Raw genomic sequence first — 14942 nt, 5'->3', positions numbered from 1 at the left:
GTGTGGCGCCGCCCACCCGTGAAACGGGACGGGCGGCGCCACACATCGAACCGGATGCTCAGCCGGGGAACGGCTTGCTCCCGTCCCGCTCGGACGCGATGCACTGGTCGAGCCGGTGCTGGAGGGCGGCCGCGTCGCTGAGCGCCTTCCTGGCCGCCGCGTCCTCCCCCAACTGCTTGAGCTGCGCGGCCTTGCGCTTGAGGTCGGCTATCTGCTGGCGCATCCGGCTCTCGTTGCACGTGATGGCGACCTTCGAGACCACGTGGCCGGCCGGAGCGGCCTGAGCGGGCACCGACGTGACGAGGAAGCCTCCGGCGACGGCCACGGAAACGGCCAGGGCGGAAAGGCGCTTGGTCATGAGTTGTTTCCCCCAGTTAGGGCGTGTTTGGGTAGGAGTGGATCTTACAAGCTTCTTGAACTCGCCGGTAACAGGCCCCGCCACCGCCGGACTTGACCTCCACCCACGATCAGCGCCCTCGCCCCTCCGCAGGGTGGTGGCCGCCCTCCCTGACGTCCGCAAACTCGCTTGGCAAACCCGGAGCGGGTAGGGATAGTCGGCCGGTGACCGAGATCTCCGGCTCCCCCACCCACCTCCACAGACCCACCTGGGCAAGCCGCAACTACTCCCTGCTGACCGCGGCGGCCGTCATCACCGACCTCGGCGCGAACGGCTCGCTCATCGCCGCCGCGTTCGCCGTGCTGGAATCGGGCGGCGACGGCGGGGACGTGGGCCTGGTGGCCGCCGCGCGCACGCTGCCGCTGGTGGTGTTCCTGCTCATCGGCGGTGTCCTCGCCGACCGGCTGCCCCGGCACCGGGTGATGGTCGCCGCCAACGTCCTCAACTGCCTGTCCCAGGGCGCCTTCGCCCTGCTCGTGCTGACCGGCGAGCCCAGACTGTGGCAGATGATGCTGCTCACCGCGCTGGGCGGCACCGGGCAGGCGTTCTTCGGCCCGGCGGCCGAGGGCATGCTGATGTCCTCCGTGGACGGCGAACAGGCGGGCCGGGCGTTCGCCTTCTTCCGCATGGCCACGCAGGGCGCGGCCCTCGGCGGGGCCGCGCTCGGCGGTGCGCTGGTCGCCGCCGTCGGCCCCGGCTGGGTGCTCGCGATCGACGCGGCGGGCTTCGCCGTCGCGGGCGCCCTGCGCTCCTTCCTCGACGTCGGCCACATCCCGCCGCGTACCCCGGGCGTGGGCATGCTGGCCGATCTCCGCGAGGGCTGGCGGGAGTTCGTCGGCCGGCCCTGGCTGTGGGGGATCGTCGTGCAGTTCTCCATCGCCAACGCGGTGGTCGGCGCGGCCGATTCGGTCTACGGCCCGCTCGTCGCCCGCGACCGCCTGGGCGGCGCCGGGCCCTGGGGCCTCGCGCTGGCGTCGTTCGGCGCGGGCACGGTGGCCGGCGCCCTGCTGATGACCCGCTGGAAGCCCCGCCGGCTGCTGCTCGCCGGCACGCTCTGCGTCTTCCCGCTGGCCCTGCCCTCGGCCGCGCTGGCCGTGCCGGTGCCGGTGGGCGCGCTGTACGTGGTGATGTTCGTCGCCGGTACGACGGTGGAGGTGTTCGCCGTCTCCTGGATGACCGCGCTGCACCAGGAGATCCCCGAGGACAAGCTCTCCCGGATCTCGGCGTACGACTGGTTCGGCTCGGTCGCGCTGCTGCCCCTCGCCACGGCGCTGGCGGGCCCGGCGGAGTCCGGCTTCGGCCGGGCGGCCGCCCTGTGGGGCTGTGCCGTCCTGGTCGTCCTGGTCACCGCGCTGGTGCTGCTGGTCCCGGACGTGCGCACGCTGACCCGCCGCACCCAGCCGGTCGCCGACTCCACACCCGCGTCAGCCGATGCCGAACGCCCCGTCGGGGGGCTCGGGTGACGGTACGGCGTCCGCGTCCTCGACCGGCCGCGCGCCGCCGATGAACTCCCGTACCGCCGCCCCGTGTTCGACTCGCGCCGGGAAGGCGTCCGCCGCCGTGCGCCGGGCCAGAGCGGCGACGTCGAGGGGCCGGTGCGAGGCGACCAGCACGGCGTTGCCGAACCGCCGCCCGCGCAGTACGCCCGGCTCGGCGATCAGCAGCAGCTCCTCGAACAGCTCGGCGAACGCGGCCAGTTGGGAGCGCAGGAAGGCGAACGGCGCGGAGTCCGCGAGGTTGGCCAGATAGACCCCGCCGGGACGCAGCACCCGCTCGGCCTCGCGGGCGTAGGCCCGCGTGGTGAGATGCGCCGGCACCCGGGAGCCGCCGAAGACGTCCGCGATCAGCACATCCGCGTGATCGTCCGGCGCGCCCTCCAGCCAGGCCCGGGCGTCGGCCGCGTGCAGTTCGACACCCGAGCCCGCCGGCAGCGGCAGATGCTCGACGACCAGCTCCAGCAGGGCGGCGTCCGCCTCGACGACGTCCTGCCGTGAGCCGGGCCGGGTCGCCGCCACGTACCGCGGCAACGTCAGCGCACCCCCGCCGAGATGCGCCACGTCCAGCGCCCGCCCGGCCTCGGCCACGACGTCGAGCACATACCCGAGGCGCCGCGCGTACTCGAACTCCAGATACGAGGGATCATCGAGATCGACGTACGACTGCGGCGCCCCGTCGACCGTGAGCAGCCAGGCCCGCGCACGGTCGACGTCGGGCATGAGCTTGGCGGTGCCGTGGTCGGTGGTGCGGAGGACGGGTATCGATTCGTTCACTCATCCATTGTGGACAACCGTCACCGTTCCCGCGCCCACGGTCCGGCCGCCCTCACGGATGGCGAACCCGAGCCCCGGCTCCAGCGGCACCTCGTGTCCCAGCTCGACCGTCATCTCCACGGTCTCGCCGGGCCGGGCCGCCCCCGCCGCGCCGAGGTCGACGTCACCGACCACGTCCGCGGTGCGGATGTAGAACTGCGGCCGGTACCCGCTCGCGACCGGTGTCGTACGACCGCCCTCGCGCCCCGAGAGCAGGTAGACCCGCGCCGAGAACCGCCGGGCCGGCACGACGCTGCCGGGAGCCGCGACGACGTGTCCGCGCCGGACGGCGTCCCGCGGCACGCCCCGCAGCAGCACCGCCACGTTGTCCCCGGCCTGCGCCTCCGCCATGGGCTTGCCGAAGGTCTCCAGCCCGGTGACGACGGTCTCGACGTCGGCGCCCAGCACGGACACCCGGTCCCCCACCCGGAGCGTGCCCCGCTCCACCGCGCCGGTGACGACCGTGCCCCGGCCGGTGATGGTGAGCACGTTCTCCACCGGCAGCAGGAACGGCGCGTCCAGATACCGCTCGGGCATGGGCACATAGGTGTCGACCGCGTCGAGCAGCGCCTCGATGGACGCCGTCCAGCGCGGGTCGCCCTCCAGCGCCCGGAGCCCGGAGACCCGTACGACGGGTACGGCGTCCCCGGGGTAGCCCTGCGCCGTGAGCAGGTCGCGCACCTCCAGCTCGACCAGGTCGGTCAGCTCCTCGTCCGCGGCGCCGTCCGCCTTGTTCAGCGCGACGACGATGTGGTCGACGCCCACCTGGCGGGCGAGCAGCACGTGCTCGGCGGTCTGCGGCATGATCCCGTCGAGCGCGGAGACGACGAGGATCGCCCCGTCGAGCTGCGCGGCGCCGGTGACCATGTTCTTGACGTAGTCGGCGTGGCCCGGCATGTCCACGTGGGCGTAGTGCCGGGTGCCGGTCTCGTACTCGACGTGGGCGATGTTGATGGTGATGCCGCGGGCCGCCTCCTCCGGGGCCCGGTCGATGCGGTCGAAGGGCACGAAGGTGCCGGTGCCGCGCTCGGCGAGGACCTTGGTGATGGCGGCGGTCAGGGTGGTCTTGCCGTGGTCGACGTGACCCATGGTGCCGATGTTCAGGTGCGGCTTGGTGCGCACGTAGGCCGTTTTGGACATGGCTGTACCTCGAAGCCTCTCAGGCGTGGGAAGAGATGCGGGACCCCCGGGGACCGGCCGACCCTCCCCCTGCGGGGTCCGCCGGAATGTCCGGAGAGGGTCAGCTTCGGGCGCCGTCGACAGCGGCCGCGAGATACGGGACGGCAGCCTTCGGCGCATCCGCGACGGCGGATGCTGCGAGGAGGAAGGCGTACCGGAACATGACGTCGATCATCGCCGAGGAGCCGTTCGGCGTCGAATGGTTTTCCGTGCCGGACGCCGTCAGGCGCCGATGTTCTTCAGCGCCTCCCGCACGCTCAGCGGGGCGAACCGGCCCCGCTCCCGCGCCAGGAACGCCCGCACGGCCCCGGGGTCGGTCCTGGCGTACGCGCGCAGGGCCCAGCCGATCGCCTTGCGGACGAAGAAGTCGGGGTGCCCGGACTGGAGCAGGCAGTAGCCGAACAGCCGCTCCGCGTCGGTGCGTTCCTTCCACGCCAGCTGGTGCAGCAGGGCCGTGCGCACCGCCCACAGGTCGCCGCCGGTGATCCAGGCGTCCATGTCGGCGGTGAGTTCCGGATCGGCGGCGACGAGCGTGCCGACGACGTGCGCGGCGAGCAGGTCGACGGTGTCCCACGAGGGGACGGTCGTCACCAGGTACCGGGTCACCGGCAGGAAGCCGGAGCCGCAGCGGGCGGCGTGCCGGCGCAGGTAGTCCACGGCGAAGTAGTGGTACTCACGCTCGGGCAGCGCCCAGCAGCGCAGGGCGATCGCGGTGCAGTCGGCCTCGTCGGGGCGGGGCGTACCCGCGAGGACCGTGCGGGACAGGGCGCGGCGGGCCGGGGTCGGGATGCCGAGGAAGGGGGCCACGTCCTTCATGTAGTCCCGCATGGCGACGGCCCGCCCAGGGTCCCCGGCGGCCGCGTACGCGGGCGTGAGGCGGGCCAGCACGGTGTCGGCGAGTGCGCTGCGCGGCACGTGCGGCGGGGTCGCGCCGGTGACGGTCATGGGACGAACGATACGGGGGTTGCGCCCCGTTTCGTACGGGCGTTCCCTGGAAGTACCGACGGTGAAGCGGGCACGCGGGGCCATGGTCCGGCGTTCGACGCGGAGGTGACACAGATGAAAGCCGTCGTCTACGAACAGCCTTTCAGCGTGCGGGTGAAGGACGTCCAGGATCCTTCGATCCAGCACCCCAACGATGTCCTCGTACGGGTCACGTCGTCCGCCATATGCGGCTCGGACCTGCACATGTACGAGGGCCGTACGGCCGCCCGGTCGGGCATCGTCTTCGGGCACGAGAACCTCGGCGTCATCGAGGAGGTCGGCGGCGGCGTGACCTCGCTGTCCGTGGGCGACCGGGTCGTGATGCCGTTCAACGTGGCCTGCGGATTCTGCAAGAACTGTCTCGCCGGGAAGACCGGATTCTGTCTGACGGTCAATCCCGGATTCGCCGGCGGGGCCTACGGCTATGTGGCGATGGGCCCGTACGAGGGCGGCCAGGCCGAGCTGCTGCGGGTGCCGTTCGCCGACTTCAACTGTCTGAAGCTGCCGCCGGGCGAGGAGTTCGAGACCGACTTCGTGCTGCTCGCCGACATCTTCCCGACCGGCTACCACGGCTGCGAACTCGCCCAGGTGTCGCCCGGCGAGAGCGTGGCCGTCTACGGCGCCGGGCCGGTGGGGCTGATGGCCGCGTACTCGGCGCTGCTGCGCGGTGCGGCGAAGGTCTTCTCGGTCGACCGGGTGCCCGAGCGGCTCGCCAAGGCCGAGCAGATCGGGGCGATCCCCATCGACTTCACCAAGGGCGACCCGGCGCAGCAGATCAAGGAGCAGACGGACGGAGAGGGCACCGACAAGGGCGTGGACGCCGTCGGCTACCAGGCCCAGGCGCACGATGCCAGCCACGAGGAACCCGCGATCGTCCTCAACGAACTGGTCGAGACGGTCCGGCCCACCGGCATGCTCGGCGTGCCGGGGCTGTACGTGCCCTCGGACCCGGGCGGCCCCGACGAGCACGCCAAGCACGGCCAACTGCTGGTCTCGATCGGGAAGATGTTCGAGAAGGGCCAGCAGATGGGCACCGGTCAGTGCAACGTCAAGCGGTACAACCGCCAGCTGCGCGACCTGATCATCGCCGGGCGGGCCAAGCCCGGCTTCGTGGTCTCGCACGAGTTGCCGCTGGACCAGGCACCGCTCGCGTACGAGAAGTTCGACCAGCGGATCGAGGGCTACACCAAGGTGGTTCTGCACCCCGGTCACGCGCTCGCCGCGTGAGCACGCGCGCGTGACCGCCAGGTCCGGGCGCCGAGGGCACCCGGACCCACCCGTGGCGGCGATCATCCGCGTACGTCGGTTAATGTCACCGGATGCTCGACGCCGATCCCGCCGGCACCGCGACAGCCGCTCCCGGACTCGCCGCGCGCTGCACGCGCGCGCTGCTGTCCCCGTACGCCCGCCTGTCGCTGCTGCTCGCGCTGCTCGCCGGGGCCGGTGCGGGGGTTCTGGTCTTCGAGCCGCAGCGGCTGCTGGCCCGGGGCTGGCCGCCGCAGCTCGGCGGGGCCGCGGCGGCCGTGGCGTTCGCGGCGGCGTACGGGCTGTGCACGGTGGCGTTCGTGCCGCGGCCGTTGCTCAACCTGGCGGCGGGGGCGCTGTTCGGCTCCCCGCTGGGGCTGGCGACGGCGCTGGCGGGCACGGTGCTCGGCGCCGGTGTCGCCTTCGGTCTCGGCCGGCTCCTCGGTCAGGACGCGCTGCGTCCGCTGCTGCGGGGCCGCTGGCTGAGGGCGGCCGACGGGCAGCTGAGCCGGCACGGGTTCCGCTCGATGCTGGCGGCGCGGCTGTTCCCGGGGGTGCCGTTCTGGGCGGCGAACTACTGCGCGGCCGTCTCCCGCATGGGCTGGTGGCCGTTCCTGCTGGCCACGGCCGTCGGGTCGGTCCCGAACACCGCCGCCTACGCGGTCGCCGGCGCCCGCGCCTCGGCACCGACCTCCCCCGCCTTCCTGATCGCGACGGCCTCCATCGCCGTACCGGCGCTGCTGGGCACGGTGGTGGCTTGGCGCAAGCGGCATCACTGGCGCGGCCGGTAGCGGTCAGACCCCTTCGAGGATCATGGCGTTGGCGAGTCCGCCCGCCTCGCACATGGTCTGCAGGGCGTAGCGGGCGCCGCGCTCCCGCATGGCGTGGACCAGGGTGGTGGTCAGCCGGGTGCCGCTGGCGCCGAGGGGGTGGCCGAGGGCGATGGCGCCGCCGTGCGTGTTGACCCGGGCGAGGTCGGCTCCGGTCTCCTGCTGCCAGGCCAGCACCACGCTCGCGAAGGCCTCGTTGACCTCGAAGAGGTCGATGTCGTCGATGGTCAGCCCCGCCCTGCGCAGCACCTTCTCGGTGGCCGGGACGACACCGGTGAGCATCAGCAGCGGGTCGGATCCGGTGACGGCGAAGCTGTGCAGGCGGGCGAGCGGGCGCAGGCCGAGGCGGGCGGCCGTCTCGCCGGAGGTGATCAGGACGGCGGAGGCGCCGTCGTTGACCGGGCTGGCGTTGCCCGCCGTGACGTTCCACTCGATCTGCGGGAAGCGTTCGGCGAAACCGGGGTCGTAGTAGGCGGGCTTGAGACCGGCGAGGATCTCCGGGGTGCTGCCGGGGCGTACGCACTCGTCGCGGCCGACCCCGTCGAGCGGGGCGACCTCGGCGTCGAAGAGGCCGTTCTCCCAGGCGCGGGCCGCCTTGTGGTGCGAGGAGACGGCGAACTCGTCCATCTGCGCGCGCGTGAGGGACCACTTGGCGGCGATCAGCTCCGCGCTGACGCCCTGCGGGACCAGGCCCTCGGGATAGCGCTCGGCGACTCCCGGCCCGAACGGGTCCTTCCCGGCGGGCACGTTGGACCACATCGGCACCCGGCTCATCGACTCCACCCCGCAGGCGACCACGAGGTCGTAGGCGCCGGAGACGACGCCCTGCGCGGCGAAGTGCACGGCCTGCTGGGAGGAGCCGCACTGGCGGTCCACGGTGGTCGCCGGGACGGACTCGGGGAACCCGGCCGCGAGGACGGCGTACCGGGTGGTGTTCATGGCCTGCTCGCCGACCTGGTCGACGGTGCCGCCGATGACGTCGTCGATCAGCGCCGGGTCGACGCCGGAGCGCTCGACCAGGGTGCGCAGGGTGTGGGCGAGGAGCTGCACGGGGTGCACGTGGGCGAGGGAGCCGTTCGGCTTGCCCTTGCCGATGGGGGTGCGTACCGCTTCGACGATCACTGCGTCGCGCATGGCGGAGGCCTCCTTGGCCGGCTACCAGTGAGTAGGAAATCCGAACTCACCATAGCTCTGCGAGTTGGAAAATCAAACCCTCCTCTAGACTGGCCCTCATGGCCGCACGGAAGACCACGCACGACTCGCGCCCCTGCTCGATCGCCGACGCCCTCGCGCTGGTCGGCGAGAAGTACTCCCTGCTCGTCCTGCGCGAGGTCTGTCTGGGCAACGGCCGCTTCGACCAGCTGGTGCGCAACACAGGCGCCCCGCGCGACATCCTGGCCACCCGGCTGCGCCGCCTCGTGGACGCCGGGATCCTCACCAAGCGCCTCTACAGCGAGCGCCCGCAGCGCTTCGAGTACCGGCCCACACAGGCGGGCCTGGAGCTGGAGCCGGTCCTGATGACCCTGAAGGAGTGGGGCGACCGCCACATCCGGGGCGGCGCCGACCTGCCCATGGCCGTCGAGCACGCCTGCGGCCACGAACTCGTCCCGGTCGTCACCTGCCGGGCCTGCGGCGACGAGGTGCGCCACGAGGACCTGACGGCCCACCCGCAGGCGCCGGGCTGGACGATCACGGGCCCGGTCGCCTCGTAACCCCACGGGAAGCACACCCAGCCCCCGTTTCCACGCTGTCACCCGGGCCCGCTACGCTGCCCTCGTCATTTGATCACTTCTTTACCCGACAGCACTGGACGCATTACCTTCATGTCTTGGTTCGAATCCCTCATCCTCGGACTCGTCCAGGGGCTGACCGAATTCCTGCCCGTCTCCTCCAGCGCGCATCTGCGGCTGACCGCGGCGTTCTCCGGCTGGGAGGACCCCGGCGCGGCCTTCACGGCGATCACCCAGATCGGCACGGAGACCGCCGTACTGATCTACTTCCGCAAGGACATCGGGCGCATCGTCTCCGCCTGGTTCCGGTCACTGTTCGACAGGACGATGCGCCGGGACCAGGACGCGCGGACGGGCTGGCTGGTGATCGTCGGCTCGGTCCCGATCGGCGTGCTGGGTCTGACGCTCAAGGACCAGATCGAGGGCCCGTTCCGGGACCTGCGCGTCACCGCGACGATGCTGATCGTGGTCGGCCTGGTCATCGGTGTCGCCGACCGGCTGGCGGCCCGCGACGAGACCGGCGGCCGGCACCGGGCGCCCAAGCAGCGCAAGTCCCTTCAGGACCTGGGCGTCAAGGACGGCCTGGTCTTCGGCCTGTGCCAGGCCTGCGCCCTGGTCCCCGGTGTCTCCCGCTCCGGCGCGACCATCAGCGGCGGCCTGTTCATGGGCTACCGGCGCGAGGCCGCGGCCCGCTACTCGTTCCTTCTCGCCGTCCCGGCGGTGCTCGCCTCGGGCGCGTTCGAGGTGAAGGACTCGGTGGCCGCGGGCCATGTGGCGTGGGGCCCGACCCTGTTCGCGACGGCCATCGCGTTCGCGTCGGGATACGCGGTGATCGCATGGTTCATGAAGTGGATCTCCCACCGGAGCTTCATGCCGTTCGTCTGGTACCGTGTGGCCCTCGGCGTCGTCATCATCGCCCTGGTCGCGGCGGGCGAACTGAGCCCGCACGCGGCCGAGTCGGCGAGCTGAGCGGGCCCCGCGCGGCGCGTGGCCGCGGTGACCAACCCCATACGTTCTGCGTAGCCGGGCGGTAGCGCAGTGTCAGTGCTTGCCCCTAGGCTGTCCGCATGTCCCGCGAATTCCCGACCTCTGGTTCCGTGCGGTCCGCCGCCGAGGTGAACGAGCAGATCCGGGCCCTCTGGCTGCGCGCGGGCGGCACCCTGTCCGCCCAAGAGCGCGAGGAGTACGAGCTGTTGGTGGTCCAGTGGGCCACGGCGATCCGCGCGGAGGTCATCGAGGCCGCCTGAGCCGGCCCGCGGCGGGGTCGCCGCGCTCACACACCCTTTGCGTCGCGGGTCCACAGGGACAGATCGCTGCTCGTCGCCACGGCAAAGGTCCGACCGGAGGGCGAGAATCCAGCGGCACGGAGTTCGGAGTAGTGGGAGTGGAAGATGTGCCACCAGCGCTCCCCGTGCGGACCGGAGTGCGGCAGACCGCCGTCGCGAGAGAGCAGGACACGCTCGTTCGGCCAGGCCGGGGCGACCACCTCCAGCCTCCAGCCGTCTCCGCCGGAAGTGTGCAGTCCTCCTCCGAAGAGGCCGGCGATGCGCACCCTGCTTCCGGCGACCGGTCCCAGCCCGGGACACCACAGCGCGGGATCCGCGTCGGGGCCGCCGTCCTCGGGGTCCGCGTCACGATCCCGCGCGATCTTCTCCCCCGTGACGGCGTCGAAGAGGCCGTGCCCGTCGTGCGAGACGACCATGACCACGTCCTGGCCGGTGCCGGGGTGTGACGCGAATCCGATCCCGAGAAGTCCGCCGACCGGGGCGTACGCGATGCGCCGCCAGGGCTCGGGCGCCTCTACCACCGGGGCGGCGAGAAGCCTTCGCCTCATCGCCTCCTGGTAGGGGGAAAGCTCCGGCTCCCGGCCCGGCCGCTCGACCGGAGGCTCGTTCTTCGTCCACTTCGTCACCCGGCCATGATCCCCGAATAAACCCGTTCGTCCTCTTGGCACTTCACCCGCCATGCCCAACACTGTGCCGATGACCCAGCGCGCGGAGCTCGCGACCGTGATCGACCGGCTGGCCGTGGACGAGGTGATCACCGCGTACGCCGTGGCGGTGGACGACGGCGACTGGACGGCGTACCGGCGGCTGTTCACACCGGACGGCCGCGCCGACTACCGCTCGTCGGGCGGCATCGAGGGCCCCGCGCCCGGGATCGCCGACTGGCTCGCCGAGAACCTGGCCCTGTTCCCCGTGCGCCAGCACCTGATCGTCAACCGCCGGATCCGCTTCGGCGTCCTGGACCACGACACGGGCGACACCGCCCGGGTCCGGGCCGACTACCTGAACCCCATGTGCTTCACGGCCGCCGACACCCCCACGCCACCGGACCTGGTGTGCGGTGGCCGCTACGACTTCGGGCTCCTGCGCACGGCGGAGGGCTGGCGCCTGCACCGGGTGGCGGTCGAGGAGAAGTGGCGCAGCCTTTCGGCCAAGGTGACCGCGGCCCCGCAGGGAGGCTCACCAGGCCCCCTGTCCTAGATCGCTCCCCCAGCGCACACTGGAAGCGCAGGCCGGGTAGGGAGGGTCCACATGAGGACGATCGATCACTGGCTCACCTCCCCCTGGCGCCGCTCGACCGTCGCCGCGCTCGCCGGCGCCCTGCCCGTACTGGCCTTCCCGGCCCCCTCCCTCTGGTGGTTCGCCTACGTCGCCCTGGTCCCCTGGATCCTGCTGGCCCGCTCGGCGCCGACCGGGCGGCGGGCCGCGTACGACGGCTGGAGCGGCGGCTTCGGCTTTCTGCTGGCTGTGCACCACTGGCTGCTGCCGAGCCTGACCGTGTTCCTCTTCGTGATCGCCGCCCTGCTGGGCGCGCTCTGGGCGCCCTGGGGCTGGCTCGTGCGCCGCTTCCTGGGCGGGCGGCCCACGGCGGGCCGGGGCGGCGCCGCGCTGCTGGTGCTGCCGTCGGCCTGGCTGATCGTGGAGCTGGTGCGGTCCTGGCAGGGCCTCGGCGGGCCGTGGGGGATGCTCGGCGCCAGCCAGTGGCAGCTCTCCCCCGCGCTGCGGCTGGCCTCGGTCGGCGGGGTGTGGCTGCTCAGCTTCCTGATCGTGGCCGTGAACGTGGCGGCGGCCGTGCTGGTCTCGGTGCGCGAGGCGCGAGTGCCGGCGGTGGCCTCGCTGGTCGCGACGGCCGCCGCGACCTCCGCCGCGTGGGCGTGGGCGCCCCGCCCGGAGGTGGCCGGGCACGTCAGGATCGCCGTCGTACAGCCGGGAGTCATGGACGGCGGCGACAAGCGGTTCGACCGCGAGGAGCAGCTGACCCGGCAGCTGGCCGGGCAGGACGTCGGCCTGGTCGTGTGGGGCGAGTCCAGCGTCGGCTTCGACCTGGGCGACCGGCCCGACCTGGCCCGCCGGATCACCGCGCTGTCCCGGACGGTCGGCGCGGATGTGCTGGTCAACGTGGACGCCCGCCGCTCCGACCGGCCCGGCATCTACAAGAGCTCGGTGCTGATCGGCCCGAACGGCCCGACGGGCGACCGGTACGACAAGATGCGGCTGGTGCCGTTCGGCGAGTACATACCGGCACGCTCGCTGCTCGGCTGGGCCACCTCGGTCGGCAAGGCGGCCGGCGAGGACCGCAGGCGGGGCACCCGGCAGGTCGTGATGGACGTGGGGCACGGGCTGCGGATCGGCCCGCTGATCTGCTTCGAGACCGCGTTCCCCGACATGAGCCGGCATCTGGCCGAGGACGGCGCCGACGTCCTGCTCGGCCAGTCCGCCACCTCCACCTTCCAGGGCAGCTGGGCGCCGGAGCAGCACGCCTCGCTGGGTGCGCTGCGGGCCGCCGAGACCGGCCGCCCGATGGTGCACGCGACCCTCACCGGGGTCTCGGCGGTCTTCGGGCCGAGCGGGCAGCGCCTGGGCCCCTGGCTCGGGACCGACGCGAACACGGCCCGCGTGTACGACGTACCGCTGACGCACGGTGTCACGCCGTACGTCCGCTACGGCGACTGGCCGGTGGGCGGCGCCCTGCTGGTGCTGGCCGCCCTCGGCGCGACAGAGGGGGCGAGGGCGCTCAGGCTGCTGCGGCGGAACGGTCCTGGACGGCTCGTACCAGCCGCTCGCACAGCTCATGGGTCGCCAGTGCGTCCCGTGCGCTGAGCACCCTGCCCGCGCGTACGGCGTCGAGGAAGGCGAGGACCGCCTGCTCGATGCCGCGCTGCCGGGCCACCGGCACCCAGTCGCCGCGCCGGCGCACGGTCGGCTGGCCCTTGTGGTCGATCACCTCGGCGAGGTTGAGCACCTGGCGCTTGGTGTCCTGCCCGGAGACCTCCAGGATCTCCTCGGCGGAGCCGCTGAGGCGGTTCATCACGCCGAGCGCGGTGAAGCCGTCCCCGGCGAGCTGGAGCACGATGTGATGCAGCAGCCCGCCCTCGGTCCGGGCGCGCACGGTCACGTCGTCGACCGTTCCCGGCACCAGCCACCGCAGGGTGTCGACGACATGGATGAAGTCGTCCAGGATCATCGAGCGCGGCTCCTCGGGCAGCCCGATCCGGTTCTTCTGCATGAGGATCAGCTCGCGCGGATGGTCCAGGCACTGCGCGTACCCGGGGGCGTAGCGGCGGTTGAAGCCGACGAGGAGGGAGACCCCGCGTTCCTCGGCGAGGCCCACCAGCCGTTCGGAATCGGCCAGTTCGTAGGCCAGCGGCTTGTCCACGTACGTCGGCACGCCCGCCTGGAGGAGCCGGGTGACGATCTCGGGGTGGGCGGCGGTCGGCGCGTGCACGAAGGCCGCGTCGAGGCCGGCGGCGAGCAGGGAGTCGAGCGTGGTGTGCCGCCGCTCGTCCGCCAGGTGGAGGCTGTCCGCGACCCGGCCGAGGGTGGCGGGTGTCCGGGTCTGCAGGTGGAGGTCGATCCCGGGCTGCGTGGCCAGCACCGGCAGGTAGGCCTTCTGCGCGATGTCCCCGAGTCCGATGCAGCCGACCTTCACGTGTGCTCCCTGTCTCGCCTGCCCGTGCGTGCTTCCTCGGCAGCATACGGGGGCCGCCGGCCGGCGATGCCGTCGAAGCCGCGCGGGAGCCGGAAAACCGCTGGTGGGGCGGGATGGACCGGGGGAGGATACGGGGCATGACGACGACCGAACGCCGAGAGCCCGAGCAGACCGCCGGTGAACGCGCCATGCTGGAGGGCTGGTTGGAGTACCACCGGCAGACGCTGGCCGCCAAGTGCCAGGGGCTGACGGACGAGCAGTTGCGCACCGCGTCCGTGCCGCCCTCCGAGCTGTCGCTGATGGGGCTGGTGCGGCACCTGGCCGAGTGCGAGCGCGGCTGGTTCCGCAAGGTGCTGACGGGCGACGATCCGGGGCCGATCTACTACACGGACGAGGACGAGGACGGCGACTTCCATGTCACCGAGGCCGACACCTGGCAGGAGGCGTACGCGACCTGGCAGGCGGAGATCGAGACCGCCCGGCGCAACACGGCCGGTTTCGGGCTCGACGATCTGTCCGTGGGGAAGAGCAGGTTCAGGGACACGCCGTTCAGTCTGCGCTGGATCTACACCCACATGATCGAGGAGTACGCCCGGCACAACGGCCACGCCGACCTGATCCGCGAGCGGATCGACGGCGCCACCGGAGACTGATCGTCACCTTCGGTACCCCGGAACCCTCCGTACGGGGCACGAGATCACCCGTGCGGGGGCATCGACCTCGGCACCTTCGTGCCAACGCGGGCGTCGAACCAGCAGAGTTGCCCGGGTGCATCGAACGACCACCACCGCAGCGCTCCTCGTCACCGTGGCCCTCTCGGCCCTCTCCGGCTGCGTGACGGTACCGGGCCCGGCGACTCCGGCACCGCCGCCGGACACGGCTCCCACACAGCCGACGGCACCCCGGCCGGACGGCAGCGTGGCGCCCCGGGTGATCCAGGCCCCGGCCCAGCAGGCCCTGGAAATGGCGGGCTCGCCCCGGCGGCCGAAGCACAGGAAGCACGCTGCCCCACGGCATACGGCCGAGGCCGCACCGACCGCACCCCGGCCTCGCGCGGCCGAGCCCGCTCCTCCGCACCCCCGCACCCGCCCCGAGCACCGGCACCGCCCCCCGCACACCGACACCCCCGACTTCCCCGGCCCGGCCCAACAGGCCCCGGACGTCTGTGCCCTGGGCAGGAAGTACGGCGGCTGGCAGGGGGACAGCCCGGCGGCGCGGATCTGCGAGCAGACGTACGGCCGCTGACGTCGTCACGGCCTCGGCCGCGCTGTTCCCCGCCGCCCGGGGCATCTCCACCGGTTCCGCCGCCCTGGCCGGGTCGGTCCACGTCCGG

At 72.6% G+C, this 14942-nt stretch carries 17 protein-coding genes; 10 read left to right on the top strand and 7 right to left on the bottom strand.

Features of this window, described 5'->3' with window-relative positions:
* Positions 1–58: 58 nt before the first annotated feature.
* Entirely contained in the window at positions 59–358 is a 300-nt protein-coding gene (locus ACFC8N_RS14620) for a hypothetical protein (protein WP_356030025.1), read from the bottom strand.
* A 203-nt stretch (positions 359–561) separates the two neighbouring features.
* On the opposite strand from ACFC8N_RS14620, the gene ACFC8N_RS14615 reads away from it, so the two are divergent.
* Complete coding sequence (locus ACFC8N_RS14615; protein WP_376288320.1) at positions 562–1860, top strand: MFS transporter; 1299 nt, start codon at positions 562–564, stop codon at positions 1858–1860.
* Here ACFC8N_RS14615 and ACFC8N_RS14610 read toward each other — a convergent pair.
* The 3 genes from ACFC8N_RS14610 to ACFC8N_RS14600 all read right to left on the bottom strand — a co-directional run bounded on the left by ACFC8N_RS14610 (position 1822) and on the right by ACFC8N_RS14600 (position 4830).
* On the bottom strand, positions 1822–2667 hold the full coding sequence (locus ACFC8N_RS14610) for a fused MFS/spermidine synthase (protein ID WP_362821376.1): 846 nt from the start codon (positions 2665–2667) through the stop codon (positions 1822–1824). The two genes, ACFC8N_RS14615 and ACFC8N_RS14610, sit on opposite strands and share 39 nt — an antisense overlap.
* The gene (tuf, locus tag ACFC8N_RS14605) at positions 2668–3846 is read right to left on the bottom strand and encodes an elongation factor Tu (protein ID WP_376288319.1); all 1179 of its coding nucleotides are present in this window, start codon (positions 3844–3846) and stop codon (positions 2668–2670) included.
* A 261-nt stretch (positions 3847–4107) separates the two neighbouring features.
* On the bottom strand, positions 4108–4830 hold the full coding sequence (locus tag ACFC8N_RS14600) for a DNA alkylation repair protein (protein WP_376288318.1): 723 nt from the start codon (positions 4828–4830) through the stop codon (positions 4108–4110).
* Positions 4831–4944: 114 nt separating this feature from the next.
* Here ACFC8N_RS14600 and ACFC8N_RS14595 point away from each other — a divergent pair, with 114 nt between their 5' ends.
* Together ACFC8N_RS14595 and ACFC8N_RS14590 are read left to right on the top strand one after the other, a co-directional pair.
* Positions 4945–6096 (top strand): glutathione-independent formaldehyde dehydrogenase, encoded by a 1152-nt coding sequence (locus tag ACFC8N_RS14595; RefSeq protein WP_376288317.1) that lies wholly within the window; start codon positions 4945–4947, stop codon positions 6094–6096.
* A gap of 92 nt (positions 6097–6188) precedes the next feature.
* Positions 6189–6905, top strand: coding sequence for a VTT domain-containing protein (locus ACFC8N_RS14590; protein ID WP_356030016.1), 717 nt, complete (start codon positions 6189–6191; stop codon positions 6903–6905).
* Between the two features lie 3 nt (positions 6906–6908).
* Here the strand turns inward: ACFC8N_RS14590 and ACFC8N_RS14585 are convergent, their stop codons facing one another.
* Entirely contained in the window at positions 6909–8078 is a 1170-nt protein-coding gene (locus ACFC8N_RS14585) for a thiolase family protein (protein WP_356030015.1), read from the bottom strand.
* A gap of 98 nt (positions 8079–8176) precedes the next feature.
* On the opposite strand from ACFC8N_RS14585, the gene ACFC8N_RS14580 reads away from it, so the two are divergent.
* The 3 genes from ACFC8N_RS14580 to ACFC8N_RS14570 all read left to right on the top strand — a co-directional run bounded on the left by ACFC8N_RS14580 (position 8177) and on the right by ACFC8N_RS14570 (position 9921).
* The gene (locus ACFC8N_RS14580; protein ID WP_356030014.1) at positions 8177–8656 is read left to right on the top strand and encodes a helix-turn-helix domain-containing protein; all 480 of its coding nucleotides are present in this window, start codon (positions 8177–8179) and stop codon (positions 8654–8656) included.
* Between the two features lie 111 nt (positions 8657–8767).
* Entirely contained in the window at positions 8768–9643 is an 876-nt protein-coding gene (locus tag ACFC8N_RS14575; protein WP_356030013.1) for an undecaprenyl-diphosphate phosphatase, read from the top strand.
* A gap of 98 nt (positions 9644–9741) precedes the next feature.
* Positions 9742–9921, top strand: a complete 180-nt coding sequence (locus tag ACFC8N_RS14570; RefSeq protein WP_356030012.1) for a hypothetical protein — start codon at positions 9742–9744, stop codon at positions 9919–9921.
* 26 nt (positions 9922–9947) lie between these two features.
* Here ACFC8N_RS14570 and ACFC8N_RS14565 read toward each other — a convergent pair whose 3' ends face one another.
* A complete protein-coding gene (locus tag ACFC8N_RS14565; RefSeq protein WP_376288316.1) occupies positions 9948–10586 on the bottom strand; it encodes a hypothetical protein in 639 nt (212 codons plus the stop codon).
* A 70-nt stretch (positions 10587–10656) separates the two neighbouring features.
* Between ACFC8N_RS14565 and ACFC8N_RS14560 the strand changes: the two genes are divergently transcribed.
* Positions 10657–11160 (top strand): nuclear transport factor 2 family protein, encoded by a 504-nt coding sequence (locus ACFC8N_RS14560; RefSeq protein WP_356030011.1) that lies wholly within the window; start codon positions 10657–10659, stop codon positions 11158–11160.
* Between the two features lie 51 nt (positions 11161–11211).
* Positions 11212–12780, top strand: a complete 1569-nt coding sequence (lnt, locus tag ACFC8N_RS14555) for an apolipoprotein N-acyltransferase (protein ID WP_362821381.1) — start codon at positions 11212–11214, stop codon at positions 12778–12780.
* On the opposite strand, the gene ACFC8N_RS14550 is transcribed toward lnt, so the two are convergent.
* Positions 12695–13609: a Gfo/Idh/MocA family oxidoreductase gene (locus ACFC8N_RS14550; protein WP_356030008.1), complete on the bottom strand. Its 915-nt coding sequence runs from the start codon at positions 13607–13609 to the stop codon at positions 12695–12697. The two genes, lnt and ACFC8N_RS14550, sit on opposite strands and share 86 nt — an antisense overlap.
* Before the next feature lie 137 nt (positions 13610–13746).
* Between ACFC8N_RS14550 and ACFC8N_RS14545 the strand changes: the two genes are divergently transcribed.
* Both ACFC8N_RS14545 and ACFC8N_RS14540 read left to right on the top strand, forming a co-directional pair.
* The gene (locus tag ACFC8N_RS14545) at positions 13747–14262 is read left to right on the top strand and encodes a DinB family protein (RefSeq protein WP_376288315.1); all 516 of its coding nucleotides are present in this window, start codon (positions 13747–13749) and stop codon (positions 14260–14262) included.
* A gap of 115 nt (positions 14263–14377) precedes the next feature.
* Positions 14378–14854 carry a hypothetical protein gene (locus tag ACFC8N_RS14540; protein ID WP_356030005.1) on the top strand — a complete coding sequence of 159 codons (477 nt, stop codon included), beginning with the start codon at positions 14378–14380 and terminating at the stop codon, positions 14852–14854.
* Positions 14855–14942 lie beyond the last annotated feature (88 nt).

It is taken from the genome of Streptomyces sp. NPDC055966 (genome assembly GCF_042269865.1).
Lineage (GTDB): Bacteria > Actinomycetota > Actinomycetes > Streptomycetales > Streptomycetaceae > Streptomyces.
Note: the sequence above shows the minus strand (reverse complement) of the source record. Positions and strands in the feature narration are given on the sequence as shown.

Excerpts from the sequence above, each read along its gene's own strand:
- ACFC8N_RS14620 (WP_356030025.1), bottom strand. The coding sequence starts at position 358 with ATGACCAAGCGCCTTTCCGCCCTGGCCGTTTCCGTGGCCGTCGCCGGA.
- tuf (WP_376288319.1), bottom strand. The coding sequence starts at position 3,846 with ATGTCCAAAACGGCCTACGTGCGCACCAAGCCGCACCTGAACATCGGC.
- ACFC8N_RS14600 (WP_376288318.1), bottom strand. The coding sequence starts at position 4,830 with ATGACCGTCACCGGCGCGACCCCGCCGCACGTGCCGCGCAGCGCACTC.
- ACFC8N_RS14595 (WP_376288317.1), top strand. The coding sequence starts at position 4,945 with ATGAAAGCCGTCGTCTACGAACAGCCTTTCAGCGTGCGGGTGAAGGAC.
- ACFC8N_RS14590 (WP_356030016.1), top strand. The coding sequence starts at position 6,189 with ATGCTCGACGCCGATCCCGCCGGCACCGCGACAGCCGCTCCCGGACTC.
- ACFC8N_RS14585 (WP_356030015.1), bottom strand. The coding sequence starts at position 8,078 with ATGCGCGACGCAGTGATCGTCGAAGCGGTACGCACCCCCATCGGCAAG.
- ACFC8N_RS14580 (WP_356030014.1), top strand. The coding sequence starts at position 8,177 with ATGGCCGCACGGAAGACCACGCACGACTCGCGCCCCTGCTCGATCGCC.
- ACFC8N_RS14575 (WP_356030013.1), top strand. The coding sequence starts at position 8,768 with ATGTCTTGGTTCGAATCCCTCATCCTCGGACTCGTCCAGGGGCTGACC.
- ACFC8N_RS14570 (WP_356030012.1), top strand. The coding sequence starts at position 9,742 with ATGTCCCGCGAATTCCCGACCTCTGGTTCCGTGCGGTCCGCCGCCGAG.
- ACFC8N_RS14560 (WP_356030011.1), top strand. The coding sequence starts at position 10,657 with ATGACCCAGCGCGCGGAGCTCGCGACCGTGATCGACCGGCTGGCCGTG.
- lnt (WP_362821381.1), top strand. The coding sequence starts at position 11,212 with ATGAGGACGATCGATCACTGGCTCACCTCCCCCTGGCGCCGCTCGACC.
- ACFC8N_RS14545 (WP_376288315.1), top strand. The coding sequence starts at position 13,747 with ATGACGACGACCGAACGCCGAGAGCCCGAGCAGACCGCCGGTGAACGC.